The sequence below is a fragment of the Paenibacillus marchantiae genome (assembly GCF_028771845.1).
In the GTDB taxonomy this organism is placed as follows: Bacteria; Bacillota; Bacilli; order Paenibacillales; family Paenibacillaceae; genus Paenibacillus; species Paenibacillus marchantiae.
This window is the reverse complement of record NZ_CP118270.1, coordinates 2,878,551-2,893,893: the sequence shown is the minus strand read 5'-3', so window position 1 is coordinate 2,893,893 and position 15,343 is coordinate 2,878,551. Positions and strand designations below refer to the sequence as shown.

Genomic DNA, 15,343 nt, shown 5'->3' with positions numbered 1-15,343 from the left:
TGATAACCCAAGTATAGGAGGCGAAAATGAACGGCAAATGAATAACAGATTACATCTGCGGGAGCGTCACGGTAAAGACCGTTCCTTCTGACGAACTGGAGACCTCAATCGTGCCGTCATGGATGCGAATAATTTTCTGCACAATGGCAAGCCCAAGCCCGGTTCGGCCGGAAGATCGCTCTCTCGCACGGTCTACTCGGTAGAAACGATCAAACAGGAAAGGCAAATGCTCTGCCGCAATCCCATCTCCTGTATCCCGAATATAGATTACGCACTGGGCATTGGTCTCTTCTGCACGAATCTCGATGCTTCTCCCCTGTGGAAGATGATTCACGGCATTACCCAGCAGATTCATCCATACTTGCATGAGCAGCACTTCATTGCCATATAACTGGATGGATTCGGGTACCGAGATCCTTAGCAACAGTTCTTTTTCTTCCAACTGCCATTGCAGCACCTGAACCGATTGGCGGAATTGATCTCGTAGAGAGAATCTCACTTTGGTCAAATCCTCATGACCTTGTTCCAGAGAGGACAACAGCAGCAATTGTTTACTGAGCAATGAGAGATGGCGGCTCTCCTCTTCAATAATGGAAGCATAGTGCTCCCGTTCTTGTTCAGGCAGATCTCGATCCGCTACCAGTTGGGCAAAACCCTGAATCGAGGTCAGCGGTGATTGAATCTCATGAGATACGTTCGATACAAACTGCTGACGGGCCTGATCCACTCGCTCCAATTCACGACTCATGGTCATGAAATGCTGGGCCAACTGCCCAATCTCATCACGCCTAGTCGTGGACAATTTCAGATTATAGTTCCCTTGCGCAATGCGTTTGGTCGCCTCGGACAGACGTTCAATCGGATTCACCAGATAGCGGGTACTGATTATAAAGAGCAGGATGCTAATGCCCACCGTAAACGCTCCAATCAACGCAAAAAAGATACGCAGCTCACCGAATTGCAAAATGACATCCGGGCGCATAAACAACGCATAACTTGCATTGCCCATCTCTAGATGAACACCAACGGTATTGCTCAATTGATTATCGAAGAAACCGGTAATGAAAGGTTTGCTGGGAAACTCGGCGACGCCGTGGTATATCTCACCACTGAGCACCTGATCTACAGCCTGCTTGTCCAGATCCTTCTGGCGGAATTCACGGCCATAGAATTGGTCATTCCCTTTTCCATCCGTCACATAAATTTCGTAACCGAGCGCTGCGGCATTGTTCAGATAATGCTCTACCGTAGCTGGTTCCTGCTCTACAAACTGCTTCATTTGCGTCGCAATGCCAACTAACTTCTCATCATTGAAAGACTTCAGCTTCGCATGATAATAAATATTGGATAAAAGAAAACCCAGCATGGCGCTGACCAGAATCACCGCGATTGTAATCATAAACACCCGAAAGTACAGTGATCTCAATGCGCTTTCACCTCAATCTTATAACCAATCCCCCGTACCGTCTGAATGACAAAATCATCCCCATAATCGGCAAAACGATCACGCAGTCGCTTGATATGTACATCCACGGTGCGGTCATCGCCTTCATAATCCGCTCCCCAGACCAACCGAATCAGTTCATCACGCGAGAATAAGCGCCCCGGAAACTGAGCAAGTTGAGAGAGTAGCTCAAACTCCTTCATTGGTAAAAAGAGAATCGATTGTCCATCGGAGACCTCCACATTATTCCGGTCAATCACGATGCGATTCATGCGAATGATATCACTGGACGTGCGATGGTAACGGCGAAATAATGCCTTGACCCGGTAGACCAGTTCCTCGGGTTCAAATGGCTTCGTCACATATTCATCTGTACCTCTCAAGTACCCATCACGCTTGTCGGATAGCTGATCCCGTGCTGTCAGCAGCATGATTGGAATGTCGTACTGTTGCCGAATGAAATCACATAACTCCAGTCCGTCCATACCTGGCATCATCACATCCAGAATCGCCAGATCGATTGGTGTTGCTTGCATAACCTTGACTGCTTCCACTCCATCCTGTGCTTCATGTACCCGATACCCTTCCTTGGTCATGACATGCCGGAGGAGTGCTCTAATATTGGCGTCGTCGTCCGCCAGAAGCAGATTCTTCATATTGTTGTCCGCCCCTTTTCTGTAAGTTGAAATAATATAGGTTCCGCGACATTGATCCTGCACAGATGGTAGCACAAAAGCAACGTAAATCGCCAGCGAACAAGTAAGAGAGCCCTGCGGGCATGTTTATATTTTCTCAAATCTGGTTGACACTATTATTAGGCGCACCTATAATAAAACCATAACATATGAATGATTGCTCATATATTCATTTATATGCACTTTATCATTTCCGAAGATCACTTGTAGTCACAAAAGAAATCAATTACATAACGGAGCACGGCTCCAAAGGAGAGGATCTCATATGTCCGGACATCATCACAACCACGACCATGGACACAATCATGGTAGTACCAATAACAAGAAAGTACTGTTGTTTTCCTTCATTATTATTACCGTTTATATGATTGTTGAAGCCGTTGGTGGATTCATCACCAACAGCTTGGCCCTCATCTCCGATGCAGGTCATATGTTGTCTGATTCCATAGCTTTGGGGATTGCCTTGCTGGCGTTCACCTTTGGCGAAAAAGCGGTGAATACAGGCAAAACGTACGGGTACAGACGCTTTGAGATTTTGGCAGCCACGTTAAATGGGGTCACCTTAATCGCCATCTCACTTTACATCTTTTACGAAGCAATTGGTCGCTTCATCAACCCACCAGAAGTCGCAACAGTCGGTATGTTGATCATCAGTATCATCGGCTTGCTCATTAATATCCTGGTGGCATGGATCATGATGCGCGGTAGCGATACGGAGAAAAACTTGAATATGCGCGGAGCATACCTGCATGTCATTAGTGATATGCTCGGATCGGTTGGCGCCATTGCTGCTGCTTTGCTTATGATGTTCTTCGGTTGGGGCTGGGCCGATCCACTCGCAAGTGTCATTGTAGCTGTACTGGTTCTACGCAGTGGATTCTTTGTCACCAAATCATCCTTGCATATCTTGATGGAGGGAACGCCAGCGAATGTGGATGTAAATGACCTTGTTCAGACCATCAAACAAGTCGATGGCGTCAAAGGCGTGCACGACGTGCATGTCTGGTCCATCACCAGCAACCTGAATGCACTGACCGCTCATATCGTGGTGGATGGAACGATGGATGTGTATGCATCCGAGGTGCTTGTTCAGAAGATTGAGCATCTGTTGGAGCATAAAGAAATCAAGCATGTGACCTTGCAAGTCGAATCTGAAAAACATCTTCACGACACCTCGGTTTTATGCACTGTCAAAGGTGACGCACCGGATGCTCATGGGCATCATCATCATTGAGATTAATAGTTTTAAATAGAAACAGGACTTATTCCCGTTAGAGGAATAGTCCTGTTTTTCATTTTGCACGTAACTTTAATTCCATTCAGGCGTTCTGTAATACAAATGGCATTATCAAATTAATTTGTTGTACACCGTAATTTACTTAATATAATGAGGAGGTTATATCTACCATGGGGAAATTCCAAAAGTTCATGTCAGTGATTCTTGTACTGATAACGCTGCTCCTATTTCTTAACTACCTGGAGCTAAGAGAAAACAATAGACTACAAAACATCATCATAGATGGTATATATAATTAGCTTATCCATTTAAGTGGATAGCCTGGATATGTTCTCGATCAAAATCAATAATCATAATGTGACCTTGTAACACATTGTCTCCGCAGGCTATCGTTGCTCCGTAGTCCTCTTTACTATTAAATGTGATATCTACTTGATAAACTTCAATTTCATTAAACCAATCCTTATGTACTTGTTCACGAAGTTCATTCTCATAATAATTTCGAAATACGGCCTCACACTCCGTAAACCAATGCAGATATGACTCTACTACATCAGCAATTGCATCTAACTGAATAGTCGTCGATATATAGAGTCGGACATCCTTTAAATCCTCATCCTTTATGGATTGCTTAAATATTTGGACTGTATTTTTCAAAACATAACATTTGTACCTCTCATCACTCTCTTCCACGAGCTCAATAAAATCACTTCGCACCTTAACCCTCCTTCCATAAAACGACCTGCATGATGCAAGGTATTGCTTCTTGAATAGGCACCTATACTATACTTTCTCGTCAATAATATATTTATTATCGCCTTGTTTATTGTTATTTTGTTTTTTAATTTCAGTTCTCAAATAGTGTACTTCTTTTATTAGATCCTCAAGTCTTTTCGATGTTTTTGAAGAATCTATCGCATAACGTATAACTGCAGCAACGATAAGAAACACAATAAAACATAGAATCAACGCTATAAAAGCTCCAAAGAGTTCCATCCTGATTCACAACTCCTTACTTATATTAAACTGTAATTGATTAACTGTTATGTTTACATGCATATAACGTATTGTCAAACCAAGTGCGAGGGAATTACTCTGGAGGATTTGTGAATACCACTATATAGAAAGAGGTAATCATCATGACAAATATAGCATTTTTCCCGATTCTTCTGCTCTTCCTTCTTCTCACAGCCTGCGCTTCAGAAGTTCCTACTGAAAATCATGACACTGAGGTTATCCCAAGAAATGAGGCTATGCCCATGATTGCAAATGTTGAGACTAACTTTCCCGAAAAAGAAGGTTGGATTATAATTCCTACAGATAGCACAGAGTTAAATGTCACAGTAGAGGCGACCAACGCGGAAACACTTCTTTTCTGGACCGTTCCAACAGGAACTGAGACTTGGGGAGAACGAGAATTGATCGGATATGATACCAATGGGAACGATGGTTGGAAGATAACGTGGAATATTGCGGGTAAGTCTTTGCATCACCATGTGATTGTTCAGGCATTGGGGAGTGATGGTAAGACCATTACCGATGAAACGTTAAATATTACGAACGAGTAAGGTCGATTTAGATCATTTAATTTACGAAGATATTATTAATAATGGAGGCCTCCCCCGATAACTATTATCTTAGGTGGGCCTCCATTATGGTATGTAGTTGTCTCTGAACTACTTAATTTTAGAGAACAGCTTCTCTTTCTTTTGTTCAAACTCAAACTCAGTAATGATATTTTTTTCTCTCAACTCACCTAATTGCAGAAGCTGTTCGTGAACATTTACACGTGGCTTTTTTAATTTATTTGCTCTAACCAAAACTACAATTGAAAAAGGTATGGCGTACAGCATACTGAAAAGTCCGAAGATTGCTGCGCCATCAGGATCTTCTGGCCCTAATCCGAATATCATAAAAAACGTTAATGTAAATAACACAATACCAATGATCGACAATGCTTTCAATTATAATTCCTCCTAAACATCGACCTCGTCCCAATTCATAATGACATATGCAAGTTGAATTAAAAGCATAACCAGATAACTTATATTTACAACAAACAGAATTTTAGATTTTTGGCTTTATGCACTCTTCTTTACTAATATTCCCAGTATCCAATCCGGATTTAAGTTTCTTATTCGAATTCAATATTAAATACAACTCAATAAGCCCAAACAATCCCCATACTAAAGTGAAAAACAATGACGCGGCATTGGCAACCGACAAAAGCATAAGGGAACCTTCATCCAATCCCCTTCCATAATGAAAAATAAGATTTATGGCCAAAGTCATAATAATTAATCCTAAACCAATGAAACTTAAATACGGTGTAAACCTGGAGCTTCTCACGCCCACTCCTCCTTTTAATAATTGAGACTATTTAATAAAATGCGCCCTTTCCTCTTGGTTAGAACTAAAAATATAATCTGGATACTTGTTTGCAATAGGTGGAAGCTCATTCTCGGGGAAAAATTGCAGATCCTTTATCTCTTCATTATCGGATGCCAGTTGTCCAGACTTGATACTGCATTCAAATACGATCGTTAAATATTCAACTTGGTGACCATTACTGTATGTAAACCGCTGCTCTTCACCACCATAAATCCCTATCACTTTCTCCGGTTCTATGATAAGTCCTGTCTCTTCCCATGCTTCTCTTATCATCGCTTGAGCAGGTGTCTCACCGAGCTCGATTGCCCCAGCAATTAAGCCCCAGTTGGTTTCATTATGTTTACGACCGAACAAGATCTCTCCTTGTTCATTTCGGATAACCCCAGCCACACCTGGCATAAAAATCAGCTCGTTTCCGATCTTTTCCCTAAGGTTTTTATAATAATCAGACATGCCCATGTAGAGTATACCTCCTTCTTTCAGTTAATGAATTCCCGCTGTACCATAGGTAGCATCTAGTTCCTTGTCATTCAATAAGAAATCTCTCCAAATCACAACACCATCTTCTCTATCAATCTTCAAAGAGTCTTTTTTCCATACTCTAACGCTCCATATCCAAAGTCTAAAAAAAGGACGGAATTGCTTTCTTTGATAATTCTATGAGTGCGATGGTGAGGATGAGCACATTTAAAATCAAGGCGAACCAAATCTCTTTCAAATCACTCCCCTTATTTCCTGTGATGATGAGAATATGGATCTGATACCCTAAAGATATTCCTTCTCCGATAAGGTTAATGGGCATGAAGATCAATGATGCAAAGGCTAATACCCAAAAGATCTCCCACACAACTCCCAAGAGCACCAAAATAAAAAGAATTACAAGATGAACCATGGACCATCCCTTGAGCATTATTCCTAGACCTGAGTCAGGTTTAATACGAAAGCCTAACACTGCACCTAGTATTATTAGAAAAACCAGAAATGCAGTTGAATAAACAACAGGAACCGCAGTATGACTGAATGTGTTTGCCCCGTATTGCCGAAATACGTTCATCCCCATACCTATCGCAAGAATCAAAATTATAATGAATGCCATCCACCAAACCATTTTAGAACGTATCATTGTTTGCATGAAAGAACCAACCGCCTCTAATTCATATCTTAGTTAAGCCACTTAACCTTGCTAGAACCATTTTACTTATCCATCCCTTTATACAGCCTCAGAAAAAGAGCTTCGTCCAATTCGTAAGCCCCCCTATGTATCCTCATCCCAAAATGAAGTCCAGTACGCTGACACGTCTCATACCATTCTTTTGTTCGGAATTTCATGAGTGTCTCCTATCTCGACGAATCCTTCTAGATGCTCTAACCAACGTAGAAGACTACATTAATGTTTGAAAGAACTTCTGTTTTACTTGTTTTTTATTATGTTCTGCCCATTCATTTAAGTGCTTTAAACCCTCTATCTCTTGGCTACTATCAAAGTAAAAACATAAATCCATAGGAACTAATCGCCGACCATGAAGTTTGAAACCAATCCGCTTGTAATTCATATAGATGCAGTCAATTTGAGATGCTTCATATTTCTGGTTTTTCGTAGATATCACATAATCGCTTCCCAGAGTAATGCTTGGTTTGGTGAAAAATAAACGTTTGATAAGGATGATGATATAGATGAAAGTATAGATCATCAAAAATATTATTATGAACCTGGAAATACCGCCTTGACTAACGGAATAATTCCTGAAAAAAAAACATTCAAGAATCAGCATAACGATTAAATTCCACTTGGCCCGTGGATATGTAGTCTTATATTTGATAAGCTATCCCTCCCAAATCACTTATTGATATCTTAAATTCGTGGCGCTATGCCTTCTGATTGTAAAACTTCTAACTTGGCTGAAGGGATGCTTTCTTGCAAATCTCCATTCATCACATCCATTGCCTTCCATTCGACGAACACAACAAAGTTTTCCGTAAGTCCTGAGTAAGCAGACCAATTCGTCGTTTCATTGAGGTCATACGCGACTTCCTTCCACAAGCTCATGCCTTCCTCCCACCAATCACCGATGCTACGCCAATACATAATAAGAGTTCTAAGCTTCTGAATTAAATCATGATCCATAAGTTCTTGTTGATCGTTCACAGGATGCTCACCTGAACTCCAGATCCTGTAATAATAATCTTCGTCCTCATCTTTTTCTTCTATTTGCTCTTCCCTTACCTCTTGCCAGCCTGGGTGAAAAATAGGTGAATAAACCGTATGAACTTCATCATGTAAGTAAATTGAGAGAAAACAATATGTTTTGTTTGATTGTTTCTCACAAAGAGCACCAACAATTTCTTTCAAGGCCAGAATGAGTCCTTTTTTCACAGATTCCCGGAGCACGAAGACTTCTTCGGATGACATCAGCACGTAGATCACACCTTGGGTCCCATCTAACACACGCAGGAGAACACCTTGCTCATCATATTCGAAATACGTTCGAAGAAGGTGAACAAAATAATCATTATTTTCGTATTGAGGTTGGTATACTTCCACAAGTCTGTTGCCTTCATAGATATAGTCTTCATACTCTAATTTATTGAATCGAGTAAAATACTCCACTGACCGACAGACTAACCCGTCTTGTGTCAGATATTCCTTGACTGAGTCTAATTCGCCATCGACATACGTTCTTGTCGTTATTACACCATCTGCATATGTAACGTAGGTGTAGCCATCAATTAAATCGTCGCAGGCCAAAATTCGTATTCTGCCTTCTTCATCAAACTCATAATATGTATCCGTCTCTTCATCTGAGATATCTCCAGGAATTTCACCTTGGCGCGCATACCAATACGGCGAAATGTCATAACGTTTACTGGTCGTATATTCTCTTCTATCTACCAGTGCTTCTGCTTGTTGTTTGTAGAACTGATAATGTTCTTGTGCATCTTGATTAAGCTTTACATAATATTCATTGTTAATCATACTACTCACACCTCTCCATTAAAGAATCTACGAATTTCTAATTTTTTATATTACTTTTAATACATTCAACTTCTCACCCCCTTTTTTCTCCGGCTCATTTCAATCACAAATCACCAACATTTGCGATTACGCGATGATCCTTTATTTAACTGGACCAGGTTCGCCTCTTCAATACTCTGGAGAGTCAAACTCCTCCAACACCTTGAACTTATCCCCGTGAACCTTTTCAAGGTGCTCTTCTCCCCAATAACATAAATGGTCCAGGGCGGGCTTGAGTCCCCAGCCGTAGTCCGTCAACTCATATTCCACTTTGGGAGGTACCTCCGAATATACCTTGCGCTGTACAATCTCGTCCTTTTCCAGACCTCTGAGCTGTGTTGTCAGCATCTTCTGCGTAATGTCCGGTATCAATCTTCGAAGCTCCGACGTGCGTTTCCGTCCGGTCATCAAATGATAAATAATCAAAGGCTTCCACTTCCCGCCCATCACTTCCAAGGCCGCCTCCACGCCGACTTTATATTTCTTTGGAGTGCTCGTTTTTCCATGTTCCGTCAACTTTTATCCCTCCTTCATCAAGCTGTTGCCGAGGTAAAATCATAACCCTCTTACTTCTCTTCGTTTCGTTATTTGAACTCCATTTCGAGGCAGTGATTCAGGGTACTTTGATGTTCCTATGGCACATCATTCTTCCTATAGAACATCAAAGTGCGTACTTCCAGATGTTTTCATACCTGTTTATAATAGCATCAGCCAGCGATTCATGGCTACAAGACAGCAATGCAGAAAGGTAGTGAAAGATAAGATGAATGTATTAGTCGTTGTGTCGCATTCGAGAAAAGATTCCCTGACCTTCCAGGTTACCGAGCATTTCGTGCAGGGCCTTGCCGAGGCTGGTCACGATTTTGAGATATTGGATTTGCATGGCATTGGCTTCAACCCTGTTCTCCAAGGCATAGATGAACCTGACTTTACCAAGGAACATCAGGTTTTCTCCCCTGAGATAGAAGCGGAGATCGAGCGATTGAAGAAGCACGATGCTGTCGCTTTTGTGTTTCCTCTCTGGTGGTGGCATCTGCCAGCCATGCTGAAAGGGTATGTGGATCGTGTCATGAACAACGGGTTTGCCTACGGCTCGAACAAGCTTCATCATCAGCAGATGTTATGGATTGCTCTTGCGGGCGTGACGGAAGAACAGATGCAGAAGCGAAACTATGATGAATCAATCACGAATCTGCTCAATGTGGGTATTGCCAATTACTGCGGCGTGCCCCAGTCGAGCGTTGAATTTTTATATGAAACGTTGGATGCGCAGCCTGAGCATTATGAGGCACTTCTGAAACAGGCGTATCAGTTGGGACTAAATTATGATAACGCTATCCCGACTCCATAACGGTATTACTCCCCTATATGAGGTCTGAAGTTTTGTTGTAAGTTCGGTGGCTTGAAGCCTTTTTTGTGAAAATAAATCACGTTAACCATCACGCTAATCTCTCGAGTTTAAGAACAACTACCCTTTAAAACACAAATGTAGGGTCGCTCCGAAGAGCGACCCTACATTTGTGTCATTCATTATTTTACTGTCGAAAGAAGAAACTTCACCAGCATGCTAAGATCGATGATGCCATGGTTACTCAGATAGGTTGTATGTGCGTAATCCATCAACTCCAGAGTTATGTTTACGTTCTTAATATCGTTCTTTAAATCTACTGATCCACCAATCCCTCTTCATTAAATATTCAATTTTGATTGGCATAATAATGTATTCTTCCGTTACTTCAATCGGCTCATTGGGACCGTTATAGATTAAATCCATATTCAAGTGAAACGGTTTAATTTTTCTACCCACTTCATCTTCAAATTCTTGAACATAACGTATAAGGTTAGGTGTTCCTTCCCAGTAATTCATTGCAGCTTGCCCGCCCGCTGGCATGTACCACCACTGCCTAAAGGATGGCCATAAATGAACCAATACCTCCCTTAATTCATGTTGTTCAACTAACTCAAAGTCGGGCAGTCCTAGCACAAATGATACATGATGATTATTTTTATGCGCCTTTTGGTTAATGCTGCGATCCCAGAACCATTTCCATTGTATTTCAAGTTTTTGATGAAGTTCATCTGATTCTACCATTTGCCGGGATGGCCATAGAATATTCTCATTGATGTCCTCTTTAAGAAGGCCATACGTACTCGCTACATAGATCATAAAGTTCAATTCAAAATCACTGGATATACAAACAGACCATGAGTTATGGTTTTGAATCATTGATATTTCTCCTTTCACGCAAAAGCATGAGATCTACGTTGGGATAATCTATTATTTGGAAAATTTTTAAGGGTAACCATCATAACTTCTGCACTTCGTACACAACTCTATATAAATGAAAAAGGATATCTATTTCATTGTTTCTATCATACCATTTTATTCAAATAAAGGTAATTCACTACATATGTGCAATTCTTTATCCACGCAAAAAAAGAAGCCACCTCCCTGGCCTTCCACCAGTTCAGCAGCTCCTTTTCCACACCTATTCGTACCACTACTCGACTCTACTCCTTCACAGCACCAACTACGATCCCCGTTACAAAATAACGTTGCAGGAACGGATACACAAGCAGGATCGGCAGTGCGCTGATAAAGATCTGCGAAGCCCGTATGGTCCGTTGGGATAGGTTTGCAACCACTTCCGGGTCGAGCTTCGACATATCAGCCTGGACGATGATCGTCTGCATAAATGTTGCCAATGGCAGCTTTTCTGCATCACGGATGTAGATAATCCCGTCAAAGTACGAGTTCCAATGTCCGACCATCATGAAGAGGGAAACCGTTGCAATGACAGGTACGGAGACGGGCAGATAGATTTTGATAAATGTCTGCAAGTGCCCTGCCCCATCAATAAATGCAGCTTCCTCCAGATCCTTCGGTACAGTACGGAAGAAATTCAGCAGCAGAATAATGTTGAACACCGCAACCAATCCCGGCAGGATCAAGGCGAGTAATGTATTCATCAATCCCAGCTTCAGAATCAGGATATACCCCGGAATGAGGCCACCACTGAACAGCATCGTGATGACAAAATACCACAGATAGATGTTGCGTGCACGGAACACCCGCGTCTCCTTGGAGAGCGCATAGGCTGCAATCGTATTCACGATTAACGCAAGCCCCGTTCCAAGTACCGTCCGCTGTATGGACACCCACAAGGAGGAGAGGAAATTGGTATTGACAAACGTCTTGGCATACGCCTCCAGTGTAAAACCAATCGGCCAGAACGTCACCAGTCCAGCATTGGCAGGAGCAGATGCGCTCAGTGATACCATGAGCAAGTGATACAACGGCAGCAAGCAGAGCAGCGAAAGGATGGTCAGTAACACATTGTTGAATATGCTGAATATGCGGTAAGGCATCGTTTTATGATACATGGCTCTTCATCCTTTCTAGAAAATTCGGTATCCGGCGAATCGGTAAGCCAGTCGGTAGGAGATCACAATCAGGATCAAACTAATGACCGACTTGAACAGATTCACGGCGGTAGCGAAACTGAACTGCCCACTTAACAGACCTTCTCTATACACAAACGTATCTATAATATCACCTTGCTGATAAATCAATGGACTATATAAGTTAAAGATCTGGTCAAAGTTGGCGTTGAGCACATTACCCAGTGCCAGGGTTGCAATGACGATCCCAATCGGAATAAGTGCCGGGATGGTAATATACATCGTTTGCTTCCACCGTCCCGCCCCATCCACTTCAGCTGCTTCATACAGTGCAGGGTTAATGCCAGACAGTGCCGCGAGGAAGATGATCGTATTGAATCCAAACTCTTTCCAGACATCACTCGCAATAATCGTAAACCGGAACCAGCTGCCATCCCCCAGAAAGAATATTGGCTTAATACCGAATACGGAGACTAAGAACTGATTGATAATACCCGTCTGCGCTAGAATGTCGATCAGAATGCCTGACAGTGTAACCCAAGACAAAAAGTGCGGCAAATATACGAGCGTTTGAATCGTTCTTTTCAGTGCAATCTTCCGTACCTCATTAAGCAACAAGGCGAAGACAAACGGAATAATTAGGTTCATGATGATCTTGGAACAGGCAAAAAACAGCGTATTCCACGTAATTTGCAGGAAATAATCATTTTCCCACATGTATCTGAAATGCTTCAGTCCGACCCATTCGGAATCGAAAAAACCAAGTGCAGGTTTATAGTCTTGAAATGCCATAAGAATCCCGGACATCGGAATATACGAAAAAATAAAGACCATAATGGCCGCCGGCAACACCATCAAGTGCAGAATCCATGGTTGTTTATAGCGTTTTTTTGTTTTTCTGTTCGGCTTGCTCCCAATGTCCGCCTGAGGTACACGGTTAGCTTCCATATTAGCCTCCATAGCGCGCTCCTGTTCCCAAAAAAAAGTTTTTGTGTGTAATGGGGATCTCTGCTATAAATAGTATCAGGCATTTCTCAGGTCTGACTATATAACATTGTTAGGCTTGATAGTGTTTTGTTAGGAACATCATTTGAAGAGGTTGTTTACACACGAATTTGAAGGAGACATTTATGAATATATGGAAGCGCTTTATATCATTTGGAAGAACGTCTAGATCCCGGTTTAGTTTGTTTGCCAAAATAAACTGTTTAATTGTGGTCATGTTCATCCCCATTATTATCATGAATACTTACTCCAACAACGTCACTTATGATGTTGTAAGCAAAGAGCTACAGGTCTCCAATACGAAGCAGCTTACGTTTTTATCCAGTCAGATCGATTCCCGTATTAATCAGATGATGGATTTCAGTCTTATTCTTTCGAGAGATCCCAATGTCAGAGCATTTAATGGCTTGAACATATGGAATGATCGATATGACAAGATGCAGACCCGATATGTCATTCAGGAAAAGCTGATGCTTCAATCCGGTGTTACCGATATATGGCCTACTCGATACGCTGTGCATTCACAACAGAATCAAGATGTCATTGCCAACTATAATAGAACAACCGGGTATGATGAGGATTACCTGAAAAGAAATATGAGCGGACAATGGACATACGGTGATGGTGCTGAGTCCAAAGAGGATCTGAAATCCTTTTACTGGTTCTTTACGGATTCCTTGGCCCAGCCGGGCATGTTGACGGGAAGCAATCTGGTGATTGAAGCCAGCTTCAGTTATGAGAATATTCAGAACATGCTGGATACGTATAAGGAAGGTGGACAAGGTGATCCCTTCTTTTATCACAAAGGAAATTCGCCCATTCTGAACCGTAGTGCAGACAAGCAGCTATCGGAAGAACTCATTCGTTATCTGGATGAACACTCGTCAGAGGATACCACACAGGATGTCGTCAAGCTGAACGGGAAAAAGTACCTGGTGAGCTCGGTGAAATCGTCCTATCTGGATTGGCATTTGGTCGACGTGGTTCCACTCTATCAGATTCTGCAGCCGATCTCGCTCAGTCGGAACATGTTCTATCTCTTTATGATTTTGCTGTTTGTGGTGGGCATTTCCGCTTCGATCCTGTTATATCGAAACATTCAATATCCGATCAAAAAGCTGATCCAGGGCTTACGCCGCGTGCAGCGCGGAGATTATTCCGTCCGTTTGCATAGCAAGGATCAGAATGAATTCTCATTTTTGTTCCATCGATTCAATGATATGTCACATCAGATTCAAGACCTGATCGAGAACGTGTTCCAGGAAAAAATCAGGGCTAAGGAAGCTACGCTGAAACAGTTACAGGCGCAGATTAATCCTCATTTTCTATATAACTGTCTTGGCTATATCATCAACATGGCCCAGATGAAGGACGAGCAAGCCGTCGTCTCTATGGCGCATAACCTCAGTGCCTACTATCGTTATACGACACGAGTGGAGCGGGAGACATCTTCTCTAAAAGAAGAAATCAATCTGCTCGTCAACTATTTGGATATCCAGAAGCTGCGTAATGGCAGAATTGAATACCATATCGACATCCCTGAGGATATGCTAGCCCAGTCGGTACCACGATTAATGCTTCAACCCATTGTGGAGAATTCCGTCATTCATGGCGTGGCGAAGTCGTATTCATCCGGCGAAATTCGAATTACGGGCGAGAGCTCGAACGGGTTCTGTAAAATTTACATCGATGACGACGGACCCGGCTTGAGCCCGGATCTGTTGGAGGCGTTGAATCTGAAAATGCAGCAGCCGCTGCAGGAGGAAATGGGCTGTGGCCTCTGGAACACGAATCAGCGAATCATGCATTTATTCGGTAATCAATCCTACCTTCTATTCGGCCCATCCCCTCTCGGCGGATTCCGAACCGAGATGGTCTGGGAGATCCCGAAAGAGGATACTGATTCCGATAAAGGAAATACCGATAATAATTGATATCGATACTAACGATAATTTGACTATATAATTTTGAACGAACCATTTACACGTGAACGCAGAGGACAGAAAAAACCTGAAGAAACGAAGTGTTCGGAAGTACCCGCATTAAAGCCTTTTTTGAAAGAAGGATGAATAGGGGCATAGGCTCCGCCATTATTACAATTCCACCTTTATATAAGGCCTTGTTTAAAATAAATGGTTAGAGTACATGTGAACCAA

At 42.2% G+C, this 15,343-nt stretch carries 16 protein-coding genes; 4 read left to right on the top strand and 12 right to left on the bottom strand.

The features are described 5' to 3' along the window. Positions 1–49: 49 nt before the first annotated feature. Both PTQ21_RS13250 and PTQ21_RS13245 read right to left on the bottom strand, forming a co-directional pair. Positions 50–1,426, bottom strand: coding sequence for a sensor histidine kinase (locus PTQ21_RS13250; protein WP_458574904.1), 1,377 nt, complete (start codon positions 1,424–1,426; stop codon positions 50–52). Beyond that, positions 1,423–2,100, bottom strand: coding sequence for a response regulator transcription factor (locus PTQ21_RS13245; protein ID WP_274570154.1), 678 nt, complete (start codon positions 2,098–2,100; stop codon positions 1,423–1,425). The genes PTQ21_RS13250 and PTQ21_RS13245 overlap by 4 nt, the downstream gene beginning before the upstream one ends. A gap of 304 nt (positions 2,101–2,404) precedes the next feature. Between PTQ21_RS13245 and PTQ21_RS13240 the strand changes: the two genes are divergently transcribed. Continuing rightward, positions 2,405–3,373 (top strand): cation diffusion facilitator family transporter, encoded by a 969-nt coding sequence (locus tag PTQ21_RS13240; protein WP_274570153.1) that lies wholly within the window; start codon positions 2,405–2,407, stop codon positions 3,371–3,373. A gap of 303 nt (positions 3,374–3,676) precedes the next feature. On the opposite strand, the gene PTQ21_RS13235 is transcribed toward PTQ21_RS13240, so the two are convergent. Both PTQ21_RS13235 and PTQ21_RS13230 read right to left on the bottom strand, forming a co-directional pair. Beyond that, positions 3,677–4,069 carry a hypothetical protein gene (locus PTQ21_RS13235; RefSeq protein ID WP_274570152.1) on the bottom strand — a complete coding sequence of 131 codons (393 nt, stop codon included), beginning with the start codon at positions 4,067–4,069 and terminating at the stop codon, positions 3,677–3,679. Between the two features lie 90 nt (positions 4,070–4,159). Further along, a complete protein-coding gene (locus PTQ21_RS13230; protein WP_063564054.1) occupies positions 4,160–4,372 on the bottom strand; it encodes a hypothetical protein in 213 nt (70 codons plus the stop codon). A gap of 143 nt (positions 4,373–4,515) precedes the next feature. On the opposite strand from PTQ21_RS13230, the gene PTQ21_RS13225 reads away from it, so the two are divergent. Continuing rightward, entirely contained in the window at positions 4,516–4,944 is a 429-nt protein-coding gene (locus PTQ21_RS13225; RefSeq protein WP_274570151.1) for a hypothetical protein, read from the top strand. Between the two features lie 108 nt (positions 4,945–5,052). Here PTQ21_RS13225 and PTQ21_RS13220 read toward each other — a convergent pair whose 3' ends face one another. The 5 genes from PTQ21_RS13220 to PTQ21_RS13200 form a co-directional block, all read right to left on the bottom strand. Then, positions 5,053–5,340 (bottom strand): SHOCT domain-containing protein, encoded by a 288-nt coding sequence (locus tag PTQ21_RS13220; protein WP_024628155.1) that lies wholly within the window; start codon positions 5,338–5,340, stop codon positions 5,053–5,055. 412 nt (positions 5,341–5,752) lie between these two features. Then, a complete protein-coding gene (locus PTQ21_RS13215) occupies positions 5,753–6,226 on the bottom strand; it encodes an NUDIX domain-containing protein (RefSeq protein ID WP_274570150.1) in 474 nt (157 codons plus the stop codon). Positions 6,227–6,389: 163 nt separating this feature from the next. After that, positions 6,390–6,899, bottom strand: a complete 510-nt coding sequence (locus PTQ21_RS13210; protein WP_274570149.1) for a hypothetical protein — start codon at positions 6,897–6,899, stop codon at positions 6,390–6,392. A gap of 720 nt (positions 6,900–7,619) precedes the next feature. Further along, positions 7,620–8,741, bottom strand: a complete 1,122-nt coding sequence (locus tag PTQ21_RS13205) for a hypothetical protein (RefSeq protein WP_274570148.1) — start codon at positions 8,739–8,741, stop codon at positions 7,620–7,622. Between the two features lie 168 nt (positions 8,742–8,909). Further along, positions 8,910–9,227 carry a winged helix-turn-helix transcriptional regulator gene (locus PTQ21_RS13200; RefSeq protein WP_274570497.1) on the bottom strand — a complete coding sequence of 106 codons (318 nt, stop codon included), beginning with the start codon at positions 9,225–9,227 and terminating at the stop codon, positions 8,910–8,912. 316 nt (positions 9,228–9,543) lie between these two features. Here PTQ21_RS13200 and PTQ21_RS13195 point away from each other — a divergent pair, with 316 nt between their 5' ends. Then, positions 9,544–10,131 carry an NAD(P)H oxidoreductase gene (locus PTQ21_RS13195; RefSeq protein WP_274570147.1) on the top strand — a complete coding sequence of 196 codons (588 nt, stop codon included), beginning with the start codon at positions 9,544–9,546 and terminating at the stop codon, positions 10,129–10,131. Positions 10,132–10,425: 294 nt separating this feature from the next. Here the strand turns inward: PTQ21_RS13195 and PTQ21_RS13190 are convergent, their stop codons facing one another. The 3 genes from PTQ21_RS13190 to PTQ21_RS13180 form a co-directional block, all read right to left on the bottom strand. After that, entirely contained in the window at positions 10,426–11,007 is a 582-nt protein-coding gene (locus tag PTQ21_RS13190) for a hypothetical protein (RefSeq protein WP_079696395.1), read from the bottom strand. 284 nt (positions 11,008–11,291) lie between these two features. Next, positions 11,292–12,164, bottom strand: a complete 873-nt coding sequence (locus tag PTQ21_RS13185) for a carbohydrate ABC transporter permease (RefSeq protein ID WP_079696394.1) — start codon at positions 12,162–12,164, stop codon at positions 11,292–11,294. A gap of 15 nt (positions 12,165–12,179) precedes the next feature. Next, complete coding sequence (locus PTQ21_RS13180) at positions 12,180–13,130, bottom strand: ABC transporter permease (RefSeq protein ID WP_274570146.1); 951 nt, start codon at positions 13,128–13,130, stop codon at positions 12,180–12,182. A gap of 182 nt (positions 13,131–13,312) precedes the next feature. Between PTQ21_RS13180 and PTQ21_RS13175 the strand changes: the two genes are divergently transcribed. Then, a complete protein-coding gene (locus PTQ21_RS13175; RefSeq protein ID WP_274570145.1) occupies positions 13,313–15,121 on the top strand; it encodes a sensor histidine kinase in 1,809 nt (602 codons plus the stop codon). Positions 15,122–15,343: the final 222 nt, after the last annotated feature.

What these genes read in the sequence shown, in the direction of transcription:
- PTQ21_RS13245 (WP_274570154.1), bottom strand. Translation starts at nt 2,100, where the DNA reads ATGAAGAATCTGCTTCTGGCGGACGACGACGCCAATATTAGAGCACTC.
- PTQ21_RS13240 (WP_274570153.1), top strand. Translation starts at nt 2,405, where the DNA reads ATGTCCGGACATCATCACAACCACGACCATGGACACAATCATGGTAGT.
- PTQ21_RS13230 (WP_063564054.1), bottom strand. Translation starts at nt 4,372, where the DNA reads ATGGAACTCTTTGGAGCTTTTATAGCGTTGATTCTATGTTTTATTGTG.
- PTQ21_RS13225 (WP_274570151.1), top strand. Translation starts at nt 4,516, where the DNA reads ATGACAAATATAGCATTTTTCCCGATTCTTCTGCTCTTCCTTCTTCTC.
- PTQ21_RS13215 (WP_274570150.1), bottom strand. Translation starts at nt 6,226, where the DNA reads ATGGGCATGTCTGATTATTATAAAAACCTTAGGGAAAAGATCGGAAAC.
- PTQ21_RS13210 (WP_274570149.1), bottom strand. Translation starts at nt 6,899, where the DNA reads ATGCAAACAATGATACGTTCTAAAATGGTTTGGTGGATGGCATTCATT.
- PTQ21_RS13205 (WP_274570148.1), bottom strand. Translation starts at nt 8,741, where the DNA reads ATGATTAACAATGAATATTATGTAAAGCTTAATCAAGATGCACAAGAA.
- PTQ21_RS13200 (WP_274570497.1), bottom strand. Translation starts at nt 9,227, where the DNA reads ATGGGCGGGAAGTGGAAGCCTTTGATTATTTATCATTTGATGACCGGA.
- PTQ21_RS13195 (WP_274570147.1), top strand. Translation starts at nt 9,544, where the DNA reads ATGAATGTATTAGTCGTTGTGTCGCATTCGAGAAAAGATTCCCTGACC.
- PTQ21_RS13190 (WP_079696395.1), bottom strand. Translation starts at nt 11,007, where the DNA reads ATGATTCAAAACCATAACTCATGGTCTGTTTGTATATCCAGTGATTTT.
- PTQ21_RS13185 (WP_079696394.1), bottom strand. Translation starts at nt 12,164, where the DNA reads ATGTATCATAAAACGATGCCTTACCGCATATTCAGCATATTCAACAAT.
- PTQ21_RS13180 (WP_274570146.1), bottom strand. Translation starts at nt 13,130, where the DNA reads ATGGAAGCTAACCGTGTACCTCAGGCGGACATTGGGAGCAAGCCGAAC.
- PTQ21_RS13175 (WP_274570145.1), top strand. Translation starts at nt 13,313, where the DNA reads ATGAATATATGGAAGCGCTTTATATCATTTGGAAGAACGTCTAGATCC.